At 67.2% G+C, this 15047-nt stretch carries 12 protein-coding genes and 3 tRNA genes; 13 read left to right on the top strand and 2 right to left on the bottom strand.

Features of this window, described 5'->3' with window-relative positions:
- Positions 1-37 precede the first annotated feature (37 nt).
- Positions 38-1531, top strand: coding sequence for a ribonuclease G (gene rng, locus ACQZ13_RS22205; RefSeq protein ID WP_088408925.1), 1494 nt, complete (start codon positions 38-40; stop codon positions 1529-1531).
- Here the strand turns inward: rng and ACQZ13_RS22200 are convergent.
- Both ACQZ13_RS22200 and ACQZ13_RS22195 read right to left on the bottom strand, forming a co-directional pair.
- Entirely contained in the window at positions 1510-2109 is a 600-nt protein-coding gene (locus tag ACQZ13_RS22200) for a hypothetical protein (RefSeq protein ID WP_431048111.1), read from the bottom strand. The genes rng and ACQZ13_RS22200 overlap by 22 nt on opposite strands.
- The gene (locus ACQZ13_RS22195; RefSeq protein ID WP_431048110.1) at positions 2106-2993 is read right to left on the bottom strand and encodes a tripartite tricarboxylate transporter substrate-binding protein; all 888 of its coding nucleotides are present in this window, start codon (positions 2991-2993) and stop codon (positions 2106-2108) included. Before ACQZ13_RS22195 ends, ACQZ13_RS22200 begins: the two co-directional genes overlap by 4 nt.
- A 317-nt stretch (positions 2994-3310) precedes the next feature.
- Between ACQZ13_RS22195 and tolB the strand changes: the two genes are divergently transcribed.
- The 12 genes from tolB (at position 3311) to fdhE (ending at position 15045) form a co-directional block, all read left to right on the top strand.
- Positions 3311-4636, top strand: coding sequence for a Tol-Pal system beta propeller repeat protein TolB (gene tolB, locus ACQZ13_RS22190; RefSeq protein ID WP_431048109.1), 1326 nt, complete (start codon positions 3311-3313; stop codon positions 4634-4636).
- 279 nt (positions 4637-4915) lie between these two features.
- A complete protein-coding gene (gene pal, locus ACQZ13_RS22185; protein WP_431048108.1) occupies positions 4916-5449 on the top strand; it encodes a peptidoglycan-associated lipoprotein Pal in 534 nt (177 codons plus the stop codon).
- A gap of 15 nt (positions 5450-5464) precedes the next feature.
- Positions 5465-6268 carry a tol-pal system protein YbgF gene (gene ybgF, locus ACQZ13_RS22180; protein ID WP_431053340.1) on the top strand — a complete coding sequence of 268 codons (804 nt, stop codon included), beginning with the start codon at positions 5465-5467 and terminating at the stop codon, positions 6266-6268.
- Positions 6269-6323: 55 nt separating this feature from the next.
- Positions 6324-7136, top strand: coding sequence for a tRNA threonylcarbamoyladenosine dehydratase (locus ACQZ13_RS22175; RefSeq protein WP_431048107.1), 813 nt, complete (start codon positions 6324-6326; stop codon positions 7134-7136).
- A 96-nt stretch (positions 7137-7232) separates the two neighbouring features.
- Positions 7233-7308, top strand: a tRNA-Lys gene (locus ACQZ13_RS22170).
- Positions 7309-7356: 48 nt separating this feature from the next.
- A tRNA-Lys gene (locus ACQZ13_RS22165) sits at positions 7357-7432 on the top strand.
- A gap of 164 nt (positions 7433-7596) precedes the next feature.
- Positions 7597-7672 (top strand) — tRNA-Lys (locus ACQZ13_RS22160).
- Positions 7673-7860: 188 nt separating this feature from the next.
- Entirely contained in the window at positions 7861-8955 is a 1095-nt protein-coding gene (apbC, locus tag ACQZ13_RS22155; RefSeq protein WP_431048106.1) for an iron-sulfur cluster carrier protein ApbC, read from the top strand.
- Between the two features lie 389 nt (positions 8956-9344).
- The gene (gene fdnG, locus ACQZ13_RS22150; RefSeq protein WP_431048105.1) at positions 9345-12413 is read left to right on the top strand and encodes a formate dehydrogenase-N subunit alpha; all 3069 of its coding nucleotides are present in this window, start codon (positions 9345-9347) and stop codon (positions 12411-12413) included.
- 9 nt (positions 12414-12422) lie between these two features.
- Entirely contained in the window at positions 12423-13403 is a 981-nt protein-coding gene (fdxH, locus tag ACQZ13_RS22145; RefSeq protein WP_331617409.1) for a formate dehydrogenase subunit beta, read from the top strand.
- Positions 13404-13420: 17 nt separating this feature from the next.
- Complete coding sequence (locus tag ACQZ13_RS22140) at positions 13421-14041, top strand: formate dehydrogenase subunit gamma (protein ID WP_431048104.1); 621 nt, start codon at positions 13421-13423, stop codon at positions 14039-14041.
- On the top strand, positions 14038-15045 hold the full coding sequence (fdhE, locus tag ACQZ13_RS22135) for a formate dehydrogenase accessory protein FdhE (protein WP_431048103.1): 1008 nt from the start codon (positions 14038-14040) through the stop codon (positions 15043-15045). The genes ACQZ13_RS22140 and fdhE overlap by 4 nt, the downstream gene beginning before the upstream one ends.
- The last annotated feature ends 2 nt before the right edge of the window (positions 15046-15047 follow it).

The following is a 15047-nucleotide window of genomic DNA, read 5'->3' as shown; positions in this document are numbered from 1 at the left end:
AGCCCCGAGGCTGACGAGAACGCTGGAGTACAAGAACATGGAAGACATCCTGATCAACTGGACCCCGCAGGAGACGCGGGTGGCTGTGGTCGAGAACGGGTCCGTGCAGGAACTGCACATCGAACGGACGCTGGAGCGGGGCCTCGTCGGCAACGTCTATCTCGGCAAGGTCGCCCGGGTGCTGCCGGGCATGCAATCGGCGTTCATCGACATCGGGCTGGAGCGCGCGGCCTTCCTGCATGTCGCCGACCTGCACCTGAATGGCGTGAATCCCCGCGGCCATCACGGCGCGCACGGGGAGGCCGCCCAGGCCGTGCCCATCGAGCGCCAGGTCTACGAGGGCCAGGCCTTGACCGTGCAGGTCATCAAGGACCCGATCGGCACCAAGGGCGCGAGACTGTCGACGCAGATCTCCATCGCCGGCCGGCTGCTGGTGCACCTGCCGCAGGACAACCACATCGGCATCTCGCAGAAGATCGGCTCGCCCGAGGCGCGCGACGCGCTGCGCACGCGCATGCAGACGCTGGTCTCCACCGGCGTGTCCGACGGCAACACCGGCGGCTTCATCCTGCGGACCAACGCGGAGGAGGCGAGCGACGAGGAACTCGGCGCCGACATCGGTTATCTGCGCAAGACCTGGAACTCGATCCGCGAGAAGTCGCTGACCCTGCCGCCCGGCAGCCTGCTGTTCCAGGACCTGAGCCTGGTCGAGCGCGTGCTGCGCGACCTGGCCAGCGAGCGCACCAACTCCATCCGCATCGACGCCAAGCTGCAGTACGACGTGGTGCGCGCCTTCGGCGAGACCTACATGCCGGCCGCGACCGCGAAGCTGGAGCTGTACCGCGGCGAGCGGCCGATCTTCGACCTGAACAACATCGACGCCGAGATCGCCCGCGCGCTGGCGCGGCGCGTGGACCTGAAGTCCGGCGGCTACCTGATCATCGACCAGACCGAGGCGATGACGACCATCGACGTGAACACCGGCGGATTCGTCGGGGCGCGCAACTTCGACGACACCATCTTCAAGACCAACCTCGAAGCGGCCGGCGCCATCGCGCGCCAGCTGCGGCTGCGCAACCTGGGCGGCATCATCATCGTCGACTTCATCGACATGACCCGCGAGGAGCACAAGACCGCCGTGCTGCAGGAGTTCCGCAAGCAGCTGAGCCGCGACCGCACCAAGGTGACGATAGGCGGCTTCACGCAGCTGGGACTGGTCGAACTGACGCGCAAGCGCACCCGGGAATCACTGGCGCGCATGCTCTGCGAGCCCTGTCCGACCTGCGAAGCCCGCGGTCAGGTCAAGACCGCGCGCAGCGTCTGCTACGAGATCCTGCGCGAGATCCTGCGCGAGTCGCGGCAGTTCAATCCCAAGGAATTCCGCGTGGTGGCGGCGGCCAACGTCGTCGAGATGCTGCTCGACGAGGAGAACCAGCATCTGGCCGGTCTCTCCGACTTCATCGGCAAGCCGATCTCGCTGACCGCCGAACCGACCAACCAGACCGAGCACTACGACATCGTCCTGATGTAGCCCAGGGACGGCTGGCCGAAGACGGCGGCGCAGGTCGACGCCAGCGGCCACGGCACCGTCGTCAGGCCTTCCTCGAAGCCGTGCAGCGCCAACGCGCCCGCCTGGTGTGCCGGCATGGCGGGCGCATGGTCGTGGATCAGCCCGGCGGTGGCGCTGGCGGCGGCGACCGCGGCATCGCGTATCCCCATCGGCGACTGCTCCAGGTAGGCCAGCACCGGCAGCGTGAGGCGCTCGTGCACCTCGATGAAGGCCAGGCGCGACAGGGCCGCGGTCTTGCAACGGGGATCGACGTCGTCGAGGTGCAGCGCATGACCGAGCTGCTGCAGCGTGGCGATCAGCACCTCCTTCAAGCGTGCGCCGTGGATCTCGGCTTCCGCCGACGGCACCTGCATGCCGGGCGAGAGCGAGCCGGTGTCGATGCGGAAGCTGCGGAACATCAGCAGACCGGCCAGTCGCGCCGCGCCGAGGATCTGCGTCTGCGCGTGGGCCAGGCCGTCGCCGGTGATCAACTGGGCGCGCACCAGGCGATGGAAGTGCGCGGTCGCTGCGACAAGGTGCTTGAAGGAGCTGCCGGTCATCGCACGCCTCCTGCGGGGATCCGTTCCCACAGCTCGGTGCCCGTCTGGGCCAGTGCCATGCGCACGCGGGGATCGGACACGACCTGACCCCAGGTCGCCCGCAACTGGTCCGCGAGCTTGCCGGGCAGATGCGGCGGCGCGAGCAGCGCATTCCACGCCGGAGCGTCGCGCGAGGTGAGGGCGTCGAAGTCCTCCCAGTCCGGCGGCGCGGCGAGCGGCGAGCGGTCGGCGGGCGTGGCGGGCAGCACGCCCGACAGGGCTGCTGCAGACGTCGCCGGCGTTGACGCAGCTGCGGACGTCGCCCCGAACGCCGGTGGCGTCGACAGGGGCGTCAGCCACCGACCGAACATGCCCGGCGGGAAGACGGTGACGAACGGGAGCTGGCCCACACGCGAGATCGGGGTGAAGTCCTCGGCGGACGCGGCCGGCGGCTGGAACGGATCGTCCGGCAGGCGCGCGGGACGCTCCAGCAAGGTGCTGCAGGTCATCAATACCGTGCGCCCGTCGGGAGGCGCCGTCGACACCTCGCGCGCGGCGAGGTAGCCCTGGCGGTCCGGCAGGTTGCGGACCACGACCCGCTGGCCCGAGCGCTCGGTCCAGACCCGCGCCATCGTGTGGGCGACGTGGTCAGGGCCGCTCCCGGCGCTGAAAGGGATCACCAGCGTCAGCGGCGGCGGGTCGCCCTCCGCCGACGCGTCGATCGACGTGAGCGAAGTAGCGCCGGCGGACACTGAGGTCTGTGCCAGCGCGGCCTTGAACAGCCCGGCGAACAGCAGCCACCCGATGGCGATCAGCCACGGCCGCAGGGCGTCGACGACGCGCAGGCGGTGGCCGGAGGCGGTCGGGGAGGGCGGGCGGCCAGGGGAATGCTTCGGATCGGGCATGGTGTCCTTTCGGTTTCTGCTGCTGGCGTGGCGCGACGGGCGCGACGGGCGCGGCAAGCGCGGCGTGCGCGGGCGAAGGGAACCATTCTGGGAATCGGGTCCATGACGCGCCATGACCCGAACTCACCGAAGATGCAGCCGTCACCGACTGGTTCGAGCCATCGACTGACTTGTTGGTGGAGGGCACCCCGGGCAGGAGCCGGGGCTCGAGGGCTGGAGCGCCGCTTGCCGATGGGCTTGCCCTTTGTAACCTCGCCGTGTCGCGCCCCCTGTCCAGGCCTCGGGCACAATCAGGCCTCCATTCGTTCCGCAAGCCGATGAGCACCAAGACGATTGCCACCCCTTCCGCTCTTCTTCCCGCCGGCATCAGTGCGTTGACGCGCCGTGGACTGCTCGGGGGCCTGGCCGCCGGACTGGCGATGCCCTCGCTGGCGCAGTTCCGGGTCGAGATCGCCGGCGTCGGCGCCACGCGGCTGCCGATCGCGATCAGCGACTTCAACAACGAATCGGCCACCGGCCAGCCCCTGGCGGCGATCATCCGCGCCGACCTGGAGCGCAGCGGCCAGTTCAGCATCGTGCCCGGCCAGGCCGGCATGAGCGAGACCTCCCAGCCGCAGTTCGTCGACTGGCGCGCGCGCGCCGCGGACGCCCTGGCGGCAGGCTCGGCGACGCGTCTGGCCGACGGCCGCTTCGACGTCCGCTACCGGCTCTGGGACGTGGTCAAGGGCTCGGACGTGGGCAGCGAGAGCCTCCCCGTCGTCGCCGGCGACCTGCGCCTGTCGGCGCACAAGATCGCCGACACGATCTACCAGAAGCTCACCGGCGAGCGCGGCGTCTTCGCCACCCGGCTGGCCTACGTGAACAAGGCCGGTCCGCGCTACTCGCTGATCGTCGCCGACGCCGACGGCCTGGGCGCGCAGTCCGTGCTCAACAGCCCCGAGGCGATCATCTCGCCGGCCTGGTCGCCGGACGGCAACGAGCTCGCGTACGTGAGCTTCGAGTCGCGCAAGGCCGTGGTCTGGATCCAGGACCTGCGCACCGGCAAGCGCCGCAAGGTCGCGGACTTCCGCGGCAGCAACAGCGCGCCCTCGTACTCGCCCAACGGGCAGCAGCTGGTCGTGACCCTGTCGCGCGAAGGCGGCTCGCAGCTCTACCTGATCAACAAGGACGGCTCCGGCGCGAAGCGCCTGACGCAGACCTCGGCGATCGACACCGAGGCGACCTTCTCGCCCGACGGCTCGCAGATCTACTTCGTCAGCGACCGCGGCGGCGCGCCGCAGATCTACCGCACGCCGGCCGGCGGCGGCGGCGCCGAACGCGTCACCTTCAGCGGCAACTACAACATCAGCCCGGCCATCAGTCCCGACGGCCGCACGATGGCCTACATCACCCGCGTCGGCGGCGGCACCTTCAAGCTGTGCGTGATGGACCTCGGCAGCGGCCAGGTCCAGCAGATCACCGACACCAGCGATGACGAGAGCCCCAGCTTCGCGCCCAACGGCAAGCTCATCGTCTATGCGACCCGCACCGGCGGCCGCGACACGCTGGTGACGACGACGCTGGACGGCAAGGTCAAGGCCAGGCTGGACACGCCGGGGGCCTCCGACATCCGGGAACCCGCCTGGGGCCCCTTTGGCAACTGAGCGGTCCTGATGCCGAGCCTGTCTCCGTTCGAGAAACTGAAGGCTTTCGCAACGTCGGGCACATGGATTGCCTACGTTGGCGTCGCGCCTCGCCCGTCCCGTGCGAGGCGTGATCGCGACGATTCGGCCGACACCCCGCGCAGGCACGCCTGCCTCGCGGATGTGTTAGCCGATGATTCACAATTGCTGTTCCCCCGCGGCTTCACCGGCGGCGCTGTCCACCGCCATGTCCTGACCGTAACTTCCTCGCCCGCTTTGACCTCCTAGGAGCGTATGCCCATGAAATTCGAAAAACTGATGCTTGGCCTGGTGGCCGCGGCCGCCCTGTCCGCTTGCAGCTCGACCAAGCTGGATGAACCGGCTCCGGTTGAAAACAAGGCGCCGGTCGTGACGACCCCGAGCGGCCCGGCCGTGGATCCGAACGCCAACGCGCAACGCAAGGTCGAGACCGTCGACCTGGGCGCCCAGCTGGACGCCGCCGTGTCCAACCAGCGCGTCGTGTTCTTCGACTTCGACAGCTTCGTCGTCAAGGACGAGTACCGAAGCCTGATCGAGAACCACGCCAAGCGTCTGAACAACAAGAAGACGCTGCAGCTGAGCCTGGAAGGCCACGCCGACGAACGCGGCGGCCGCGAGTACAACCTGGCCCTGGGCCAGAAGCGCGCGGAAGCCGTCGCCAAGTCGCTGACGCTGCTGGGCGTGACGTCGACCCAGGTCGAGGCGGTGAGCTTCGGCAAGGAACGTCCGACCGACACCGGCCACAACGAAGAGGCCTGGGCCAAGAACCGTCGCGTCGAACTGCGCGACAAGTGATCCGGTGACATGAGCATGCTGCGTATGGATCGTTTCCTCCCGTTCGCGTCGACCCCGACGGCCAAGGCCGTGCTGGTCGGCGTGCTGATGGCGCTGAGCGCCGCCGGCCCCGCACGGGCGGCGCTGTTCGAGGACGACGAGGCCCGCAAGGCCATCCTCGACCTGCGGACCAAGATGGCGCAGAACGACGACGCGCAGCGTGCCCGTGTCACGGAACTGCAGAGCCAGCTCGAGACCGCGCGACGCGGTCTGCTGGATCTGTCCGGACAGATCGAGGCGCTGAAATCGGACCTGGCCAAGATGCGCGGCCAGAACGAACAGCTGGCCCGCGACCTGTCCGACACCCAACGCAAGGTGGCCGACCAGTCGGCCACCCTCGACAACCGGCTGCGCCCGCTGGAGCCGCAGAAGGTGTCGCTGGACGGCAAGGAATTCCAGGCCGATCCGGAAGAGAAGCGCCAGTTCGATGCCGCGATGGGCCTGATCCGCCGCGGCGACTTCAATGAGGCGACCTCCGCCTTCACGACCTTCCTGACGCGTTTCCCGGCGAGCGGCTTCTCCGACTCGGTGCGCTTCTGGCTGGGCAACGCGCAGTACGGCAAGCGCGATTACAAGGGCGCCATCGCGACCTTCAAGGCCTTCGTCGCCGCGAACCCGGACCACCCGCGCGCGGCCGAGAGCCTGCTGGCCATCGCGAACTGCCAGATCGAGCTCAAGGACACCAAGAGCGCCCGCAAGACCCTGGAAGACCTGCAGAAGGCCTATCCCGGCAGCGAGGCCGCGAAGGCCGCCAAGGAACGCGCGGCCGGCCTGCGCTGATTCGTCCGCTGTGACCTGCTGACCTGCTGAGGACGCGCTCCGGCGCGCAACGATCTTGAGTCTGGAGACCGGGCACGGCCCCCTCGATCTGGAAGCGGACGCGGAGCGCCGCTTCGGCGGTCTGCGCCGTCTGCACGGCGACCGGGACTACGCGCGGCTGCGCGCGGCGCGTTTCTGCGTCGTGGGCCTGGGCGGCGTGGGCTCCTGGGTCGTCGAGGCGCTGGCGCGCATGGGCGTCGCCCGGCTGGTGCTGGTCGATCTCGACCACGTGGCCGAATCCAACATCAACCGCCAGGTGCAGGCGCTCGGCAGCACGCTGGGCATGGCCAAGGCGGAAGCGCTCAAGCAGCGCATCGCCGACATCCACCCGGGCTGCGAGGTCGTCACCATCGAGGACTTCGTCGACGAGCAGAACTGGCCGTCATTGCTGGGTGACGTGCAGGTCGACGGCATCGTTGACGCCTGCGACCAGGTCCGCGCGAAGGCGCAGATCGCCGCGTGGGCGAGGGCGCTGAAGCTGCCGCAGATCTGCATCGGCGCCGCGGGCGGCAAGCACCGTCCGCAAGCCGTGGAAATCCTGGACCTGTCCGAGACCACGCACGATCCGCTGCTCGCGAGCCTGCGTCAGCGGCTGCGCAAGTTCCACGCGGCGCCGCGCGACGGCAAGATGGGCGTGACCTGCGTGTTCTCGCGCGAACCGGTGACGCGGCCCGAGGGCGTCGAGGCCTGCGACATCGACGGCAACCTCAATTGCCACGGCTATGGCTCAAGCGTGGCGGTCACTGCCGGCTTCGGCATGACGGCGGCCGCCGAACTGGTGACGCGATATTTGAAGGCGCTTGCGCGGTCGCAAAAAACCGTCCTATAATGTGAGGCTCTGCTGAGGGGCAAACACCTCGAAGCGATGCAGAGGAGGTCAAGGCAACTTGGTCTTCATTGCAGTTCACTGCTTGAAGCAGGCTTCGGGTCGTTAGCTCAGTCGGTAGAGCAGCGGACTTTTAATCCGTTGGTCGCAGGTTCGAATCCTGCACGACCCACCATCGCTTCAGATGGCTGTCAGTGGAATGACTGGCAGTTGATTTTCTCGGGGGCTCTTAGCTCAGTTGGTAGAGCAGCGGACTCTTAATCCGTTGGTCGAAGGTTCGAATCCTTCAGGGCCCACCACCGATCCTTGTCGGATCGTCAGAGTGAAACGGCGCGAGGTGTTGCGTGCGATTCACGGACGGCGAAACGATGTCAGAGAGGATCTGGTGTGACGAGATCAAAATATCTGACATAATCTCGGCTTCGCAAGTTTCAGCAGAAACTTGAGGAACGAAAAGAATTTCGGGCTCTTAGCTCAGTTGGTAGAGCAGCGGACTCTTAATCCGTTGGTCGAAGGTTCGAATCCTTCAGGGCCCACCAAATAAAAGGGGTTGCAGCAGTGCTGCAACCCCTTTTGTCATTGGCGCGCCGAAACTCGACGGCGCCTTATCGGACGCCCATCGGGTTCTTTCCGGGCCGGTGCGGTCAAACGCCCGCAGATATCGGGTCTTGTCCGCTCGGCTAGACTGCCCGCCAGATTCCTCAGACTGCCACCTGCCTTCCCCGACATGTCCCAGATCCAAGAAACCACGCTGCTGCAGGCCCTGCAACAGGTCGTCGACCCCAACACCGGCCGCGACTTCGTCTCCACGAAGCAACTGCGCCAGCTGAAGGTGCAGGGCGATGCGGTCAGCTTCGAGGTCGAACTGGGCTACCCGGCCGCGAGCCAGATCGACGCGCTGCGCGCGGCGCTGGTCGAGGCCGCGCGCTCGGTACCGGGCGTGGGCAACGTCAGTGTCGGCGTGACCACGAAGATCACCGCACATGCCGTCCAGCGCGGCGTGCAACTGCTGCCCGGGGTGAAGAACATCATCGCGGTGGCGTCCGGCAAGGGCGGCGTCGGCAAGAGCACGACCGCGGCCAACCTGGCGCTGGCGCTGTCGGCCGAAGGCGCGACGGTCGGGCTGCTCGATGCCGACATCTACGGTCCCAGCCTGCCGCTGATGCTGGGCATCAGCGGTCGTCCCGAGAGCACCGATGGCCAGACGATGGAGCCGCTGGAATCGCACGGCCTGCAGCTGATGTCGATCGGTTTCCTGGTCGAGGACGACCAGGCGATGGTCTGGCGCGGCCCGATGGCCACGCAGGCGCTGGAGCAGTTGCTGCGCCAGACGCGTTGGCGCGATCTGGACTACCTGGTGATCGACATGCCCCCGGGCACCGGCGACATCCAGCTGACCTTGTCGCAGCGCGTGCCGGTGAGTGGTTCCATCATCGTGACGACGCCGCAGGACATCGCGCTGATCGATGCGAAGAAGGGTCTGAAGATGTTCGAGAAGGTCGGCGTGCCGATCCTGGGCATCGTCGAGAACATGGCCATCCACATCTGCAGCCACTGCGGTCACGCCGAGCACATCTTCGGCAGTGGCGGCGGTCAGCGCATGGCGGACCAGTACAGCCAGGAGCTGCTCGGCTCGCTGCCGCTGGCCCTGTCGATCCGCGAGCAGGCTGACAGCGGCAAGCCCACGGTCGTGGCCGAGCCTGACGGCCCGCACGCGCAGGCTTACAAGCAGATCGCGCGCAAGGTCGCCGTGAAGCTGGCCGGCCAGGCGAAGGATTACTCGTCGAAATTCCCGACGATCACCATCTCGAAAAACACCTGACCCCCTCCGACCCGCCTCCATCGTCTTCGTCGCAGTGCTGCACTGCAACGAGAGCCGGGCAGGCCGGTGCCCCTCGGAGCGAATTCCGAGCGGCGAGGAGGAGATTGAGCGGAGAGGGGCACCGGCCTGCCCGGCGGATCGCTCGCTCACCCGCATGCGGGCCACCAGCCGCCAGCGCTCCGTTCGTTGCACCGCACAACAACGCGGCCCAGGGAAAGCCATCGTCAAGTCCGGTGCGCGCTGCGGTTCTTCCTCTCGTGAGAGGGTGACTCCTCATTGGACAAAGCGGGAGCTTTGTGCCGAAATGCTCGAACGGGCCGCGTGACGGTCGTGCGTTTCACCCAGGTCGGTCCCTGCTTTGCCGGGAGCCGAACCCAGGAGGCACAAAGATGGACATGAACCGGAGGCACTTCTTCCGGGTGAGCGGGGCGGCCGTGATGGGTTCCAGCCTCGTGGCGTTGGGGTTCTCTCCGACTGCCGCACTGGCCGAGACGCGCCAGTTCAAGCTTGCCCGGGCGACCGAGACCCGCAACACCTGCCCCTATTGCTCGGTGGGTTGCGGGATCATCATGTACTCGCTCGGGGACAAGGCGAAGAACGTCACCGCTGAGATCATCCACATCGAGGGCGACCCCGATCATCCGGTCAATCGCGGCACCTTGTGCCCGAAGGGTGCGGGCCTGCTGGACTTCGTGCACAGCCCCAACCGGCTGAAGTATCCGGAGATCCGCGAGGCGGGCGCCAAGGAGTGGAAGCGTGTCAGCTGGGACGAGGCGATGGACCGCTTCGTCAAGCTGCTCAAGGCTGACCGCGACGCCAACTTCATCGCGACCAACGCCGACGGCAAGCCTGTCAACCGCTGGCTCTCGACCGGCATGATCTGCGCTTCCGCGTCCTCGAACGAATCGGGCTACATCACCCACAAGGCGATGCGCTCGACGGGGATGCTGGCGTTCGACAACCAGGCGCGCGTTTGACACGGACCGACGGTGGCCAGTCTGGCCCCGACGTTCGGACGCGGCGCGATGACCAACCACTGGGTGGACATCAAGAACGCCGATCTCGTGCTGATCATGGGCGGCAATGCCGCCGAGGCGCATCCCTGCGGCTTCAAGTGGGTGATCGAGGCCAAGCACCACAACAAGGCGCGGCTGATCGTCGTCGATCCGCGCTTCACGCGCTCGGCCGCGATGAGCGACTACTACGCGCCGATCCGCGCGGGGTCCGACATCGCCTTCCTGGGCGGGGTGATCAACTACCTGTTGAGCAACAACAAGATCCAGACCGAGTACGTCCGGCACTACACGAACGCGCCCTTCATCGTCGGTGAGGGCTACAAGTTCGAGGACGGGATCTTCTCCGGCTACGACGAGGCCAAGCGTGCCTACAGCAACGCGTCGTGGGCCTACGAGATGGACGAGAAGGGCTTCGCGAAGGTCGACATGACGATGCAGCATCCGCGCTGCGTGCTCAACGTCATGAAGACCCATTACTCGCGCTATACGCCGGAGAAGGTCAGCGAGATCACCGGCACGCCCAAGGACAAGTTCGTCGAGATCTGCCGGCAGATCGCCGAGACCTCGGTCCCCGGCAAGGTGATGACGATCATGTACGCGCTGGGCTGGACGCAGCACAGCCAGGGCTCGCAGATCATCCGCACCGGCGCGCTGGTCCAGCTGCTGCTGGGCAACATCGGACAGCCCGGCGGCGGCATGAACGCGCTGCGCGGCCACAGCAACATCCAGGGCCTCACCGACCTGGGCCTGCTGTCGACCTCGCTGACGGGTTACATGACGCTGCCCAGGGACTCGGAGCAGGACCTCGAGACGTACTACAAGACCAAGGCGCTCAAGCCGCTGCGTCCCAACCAGATGAGCTTCTGGCAGAACTATCCGAAGTTCTTCGTCAGCCAGCAGAAGGCGTGGTGGGGCAAGGCCGCGACCAAGGAGAACGACTGGGCCTACCACTACCTGCCGAAGTGGGACAAGGGCTACGACGTGCTGCAGGCCTTCGACCTGATGCACCAGGGCAAGGTCAACGGCTACGTCTGCCAGGGCTTCAACCCGGTGGGCTCCTTCCCCAACAAGAAGAAGGTGGTCGAGAGCCTGTCCAAGCTGAAGTTCCTCGCCATCATCGATCCGCTCAACACGGAGACCGCCGAGTTCTGGAAGAACTACGGCGAGCACAACGACGTGAAGACGGAGGAGATCCAGACGGTGGTGTTCCGCTTCCCGAGCACCTGCTTCGCGGAGGAGGACGGCTCGCTGACCAACTCCGGGCGCTGGCTGCAGTGGCACTGGAAGGGCGCCGAGCCTCCGGGCGAGGCCAAGGGCGACGCGGAGATCATCGCGGAGATCTTCCTGAGACTGCGCGCGCTCTACCAGAAGGACGGCGGCGCGTTCCCCGATCCGATCGTTAACCTGACCTGGCCCTACAAGATTCCGCGCAGCCCCTCCGCCGAGGAGCTGGCCATGGAATACAACGGCAAGGCGCTCGCCGACGTGACCGATCCGAAGGATCCGACCAAGGTGCTGCAGAAGGCCGGCGAGCAGTTGTCGGGCTTCGGCCTGCTGCGCGATGACGGCAGCACGTCCAGCGGCTGCTGGATCTATGCGGGTGCGTGGACGCAGGCGGGCAACCAGATGGCGCGGCGCGACAACAGCGATCCGTGGGGCATCGGCCAGACGCTGAACTGGGCCTGGGCCTGGCCGGCGAACCGGCGCGTGCTCTACAACGCCGCGTCCTGCGACCCGAGCGGCAAGCCGTGGAATCCGAAGCGGCGCCTGATCAGCTACACCGACAAGTGGGGCGGCTCCGACGTGCCGGACATCCGGCCCGACGCCAATCCCAACGACGAGGATGCGGTGCGGCCCTTCATCATGACCGCCGAGGGCGTGGCGCGGCTGTTCGCGCCCAGCGGCATGGTCGACGGCCCGCTGCCCGAGCATTACGAGCCCTTCGAGTCGCCGCTGACGGTCAACCCGATGCACCCGAACAATCCCAAGGCCATGAACAACCCGGCCGGCCGGGTGTTCAAGGCCGACCGGGAGGCCTTCGGCAAGCCGGACAAGTTCCCCTACGTGGCCACGAGCTATCGGCTCACCGAGCACTTCCACTACTGGACCAAGAACGTCCGCACCAGCGCCATCATCCAGCCGCAGCAGTTCGTGGAGATCGGCGAGGAACTCGCGAAGGACAAGGGGATCGCCAACGGCGACCAGGTGAAGGTCAGCTCCAACCGCGGCTTCATCAAGGCCGTGGCGGTGGTGACCAAGCGCGTGGCGTCGCTCGATGTCGGCGGCAAGCGGGTCCACACCGTGGGCCTGCCGAACCACTGGGGCTTCGTCGGTGTGGCCAAGCCCGGGTACCTGGTGAACACGCTCACCCCGTTCGTCGGGGACGCGAACACCCAGACGCCCGAGTTCAAGAGCTTCACCGTCAACATCGAGAAGGCTTGAGGAAACGCCATGTCTTCATTGCAATCCCTCGACATCGCCAAGCGCTCCGCGACGACGCTGCCCAGCCCCGACGCGCGGCGCACGACGACGGAAGTCGCGAAGCTGATCGACGTCTCCTCGTGCATCGGCTGCAAGGCCTGCCAGGTCGCCTGCATGCAGTGGAACGACCTGCGCGACGACGTCGGCGAGACCCATGGCACCTACGACAACCCGCGCGACCTGACCCCGCAGTCGTGGACGGTGATGCGTTTCTCCGAAGTGGAGGTCGTCGAGAACAAGCTCGAATGGCTGATCCGCAAGGACGGCTGCATGCACTGCGACGACCCGGGCTGCCTGAAGGCCTGTCCCGCGCCCGGCGCGATCGTGAAGTACCAGAACGGCATCGTCGACTTCATCTCGGAGCACTGCGTGGGCTGCGGCAACTGCGTGACGGGCTGTCCGTTCGACGTGCCGCGCATCAGCAAGGCCGACAACAAGGCCTACAAGTGCAGCCTGTGCTCGGACCGCGTGGGCGTCGGCCTGGAGCCCGCGTGCGTGAAGGCTTGCCCGACCGGCGCGATCCGTTTCGGTTCGAAGGAGGACATGCATGAGTTCGCGTCCGAGCGCATCGTCGACCTGAAGGAGCGCGGCTACACGAATGCCGGCGTCTACGACCCGCAGGGCGTCGGCGGCACGCACGTGATGTACGTGCTGCAGCATGCGGACCAGCCGGGGCTCTATCACGGGCTGCCCAAGGACCCGCAGATCAGTCCGTTCGTGTCGTTGTGGAAGGGGGCGGCCAAGCCGCTGGCGGTGGCCGCGATGGTTGGCGCGGCGGTGGCCGGCTTCTTCCACTACATGAAGGTCGGTCCGCAGAAGACGGAGCACGACGAGCCCGATCCCGAGGAGGAGCTCGCCTACGAGCGCGCCAAGCGGGGCGAGGGCCCCGACGGCCCGCCGGGTGACGCACCGAGGCGTTCGAGCTACACCCCGCCCAGCGGCGGCCTCTGACCCACCGGGAGATCCTCATGTTGCTGCAACGCTATCGCGACAGCCAGCGGCTCAACCACTGGCTCATCGTGCTGCTGTTCCTGTGCGCCGGGCTCTCGGGCCTGGCCTTCTTCCACCCCAGTCTCTTCTTCCTCAGCAACCTCTTCGGCGGCGGACCGTGGACGCGCGTGCTGCATCCTTACATGGGACTGGGCATGGTCATCGCCTTCGCGTTCCTCGCGGTGCGGATGTGGCGGGACAACCTCTGGATAGACGCCGATTCGCAGTGGATGCGCCAGAGCCCCGACATGATCACCGGCGCCGGCAAGGCTGGCGTCCAGCCCGCGGCCAAGTACAACGCCGGGCAGAAGATCGTCTTCTGGGTGATGGTGGTGACGCTGACCATCCTGCTGGTCACCGGCTTCATGTTCTGGCACGCCTGGTTCCCCGAGGGCAACATCCTGATGCGCCGCATCGCGGTGCTGCTGCATGCGGCCTCGGCGGCCATCCTGATCCTGACGATCATCATCCACGTTTACGCGGCCATCTGGGTCAAGGGCTCGTTCCGGGCGATGACCCGTGGTACGGTCACCGATACCTGGGCCGCACACCATCATCCGCTGTGGCACAAGGAAGTGAAGGAGCGGCCTCGCGCATGACGTCTTCCAGCCCCATCCGGGTCATGACCCCGGAAGAGATCGCGGTCAACGCCGGCGCGCGCGCCGCGCCGGTGAAGGTGCCGGAACCCGGCCTCTTCGCCGAGCGCGCCGTGCGCCTGAGGCAGCTGGCCCAGGGGCATGCGATGCGGGACTACCTGCTGTTCGTGGCCGAGCTGGCGCAGGCGCAGCATGAGCGTTTCAAGCGGACCGACGCGATGCGCCTGCCCGACGAGGTGCTGATCAACGGCGCGATGGTGGGCGGGCTGCCGCCGCTGGATGTGGCGACCTTCCCGCGCGATGCGGTGTGGCGCGAGGAACTCCGCGCGCTGTTGGGCGCGATGGGCAAGGCCGCCATTCCCGATCCGGCGAAGCAGCTGGTGACGCAGCTCGGCGAGGCGGACGACGCCTGGCTGGAACAGCAGGCGGGCGCGCTGCTCGCCGGCGGCGCGCCGGGCCTGGACCCGGCGGCGGCGCCGCTGATCGCCGCGGCGCTGCAGGTGTACTGGGCGCGGCTGGTGGTGCGGCTGCAGGCGCGCTACGACGAGAGCGACCAGGGCGAGCACGTCGCGCCCTTCGGCATGATCGACGACCCCACCGTCTGCCCGTGCTGCGGCTCGCGGCCGGTGGCCTCGATCACGCGCATCGCGGCGGAGCAGTCGGGGCAGCGCTTCCTGGCCTGCTCGCTGTGCGGTTCGCAGTGGCACTACGTGCGCATCAAGTGCACGCACTGCCAGGGCACCAAGGGCATCACCTTCCAGAGCCTCGTCGACGCCGACGGCAAGAAGTCCGAAGCCGTCGCCGCCGAGTGCTGCGAGACCTGCGGGCACTACCTCAAGCAGGTCCACATGGAAAAGGACCTCCAGGTCGAGCCGCTGGCCGACGATCTGGCAAGCCTGACGCTGGACCTGCTCGTCGGTGAACTGGGGCTGGTGCGGCAGGGCTTCAATCCGCTGCTGATCCTCGGCGAGGCGGACGCCTCTCCACCGGATCCCGGAGGACACTGAGC

This window comes from Roseateles sp. L2-2 (assembly GCF_050613215.1).
In the GTDB taxonomy this organism is placed as follows: domain Bacteria; phylum Pseudomonadota; class Gammaproteobacteria; order Burkholderiales; family Burkholderiaceae_C; genus Roseateles; species Roseateles noduli.
The sequence above is the reverse complement of the archived record's forward strand: the minus strand, read 5'-3'. Positions and strand labels throughout refer to the sequence as shown.

What these genes read in the sequence shown, in the direction of transcription:
- fdhE (WP_431048103.1), top strand. Translation starts at nt 14,038, where the DNA reads ATGACGTCTTCCAGCCCCATCCGGGTCATGACCCCGGAAGAGATCGCG.
- ACQZ13_RS22140 (WP_431048104.1), top strand. Translation starts at nt 13,421, where the DNA reads ATGTTGCTGCAACGCTATCGCGACAGCCAGCGGCTCAACCACTGGCTC.
- fdxH (WP_331617409.1), top strand. Translation starts at nt 12,423, where the DNA reads ATGTCTTCATTGCAATCCCTCGACATCGCCAAGCGCTCCGCGACGACG.
- tolB (WP_431048109.1), top strand. Translation starts at nt 3,311, where the DNA reads ATGAGCACCAAGACGATTGCCACCCCTTCCGCTCTTCTTCCCGCCGGC.
- ACQZ13_RS22200 (WP_431048111.1), bottom strand. Translation starts at nt 2,109, where the DNA reads ATGACCGGCAGCTCCTTCAAGCACCTTGTCGCAGCGACCGCGCACTTC.
- pal (WP_431048108.1), top strand. Translation starts at nt 4,916, where the DNA reads ATGAAATTCGAAAAACTGATGCTTGGCCTGGTGGCCGCGGCCGCCCTG.
- apbC (WP_431048106.1), top strand. Translation starts at nt 7,861, where the DNA reads ATGTCCCAGATCCAAGAAACCACGCTGCTGCAGGCCCTGCAACAGGTC.
- rng (WP_088408925.1), top strand. Translation starts at nt 38, where the DNA reads ATGGAAGACATCCTGATCAACTGGACCCCGCAGGAGACGCGGGTGGCT.
- ACQZ13_RS22195 (WP_431048110.1), bottom strand. Translation starts at nt 2,993, where the DNA reads ATGCCCGATCCGAAGCATTCCCCTGGCCGCCCGCCCTCCCCGACCGCC.
- ybgF (WP_431053340.1), top strand. Translation starts at nt 5,465, where the DNA reads ATGCTGCGTATGGATCGTTTCCTCCCGTTCGCGTCGACCCCGACGGCC.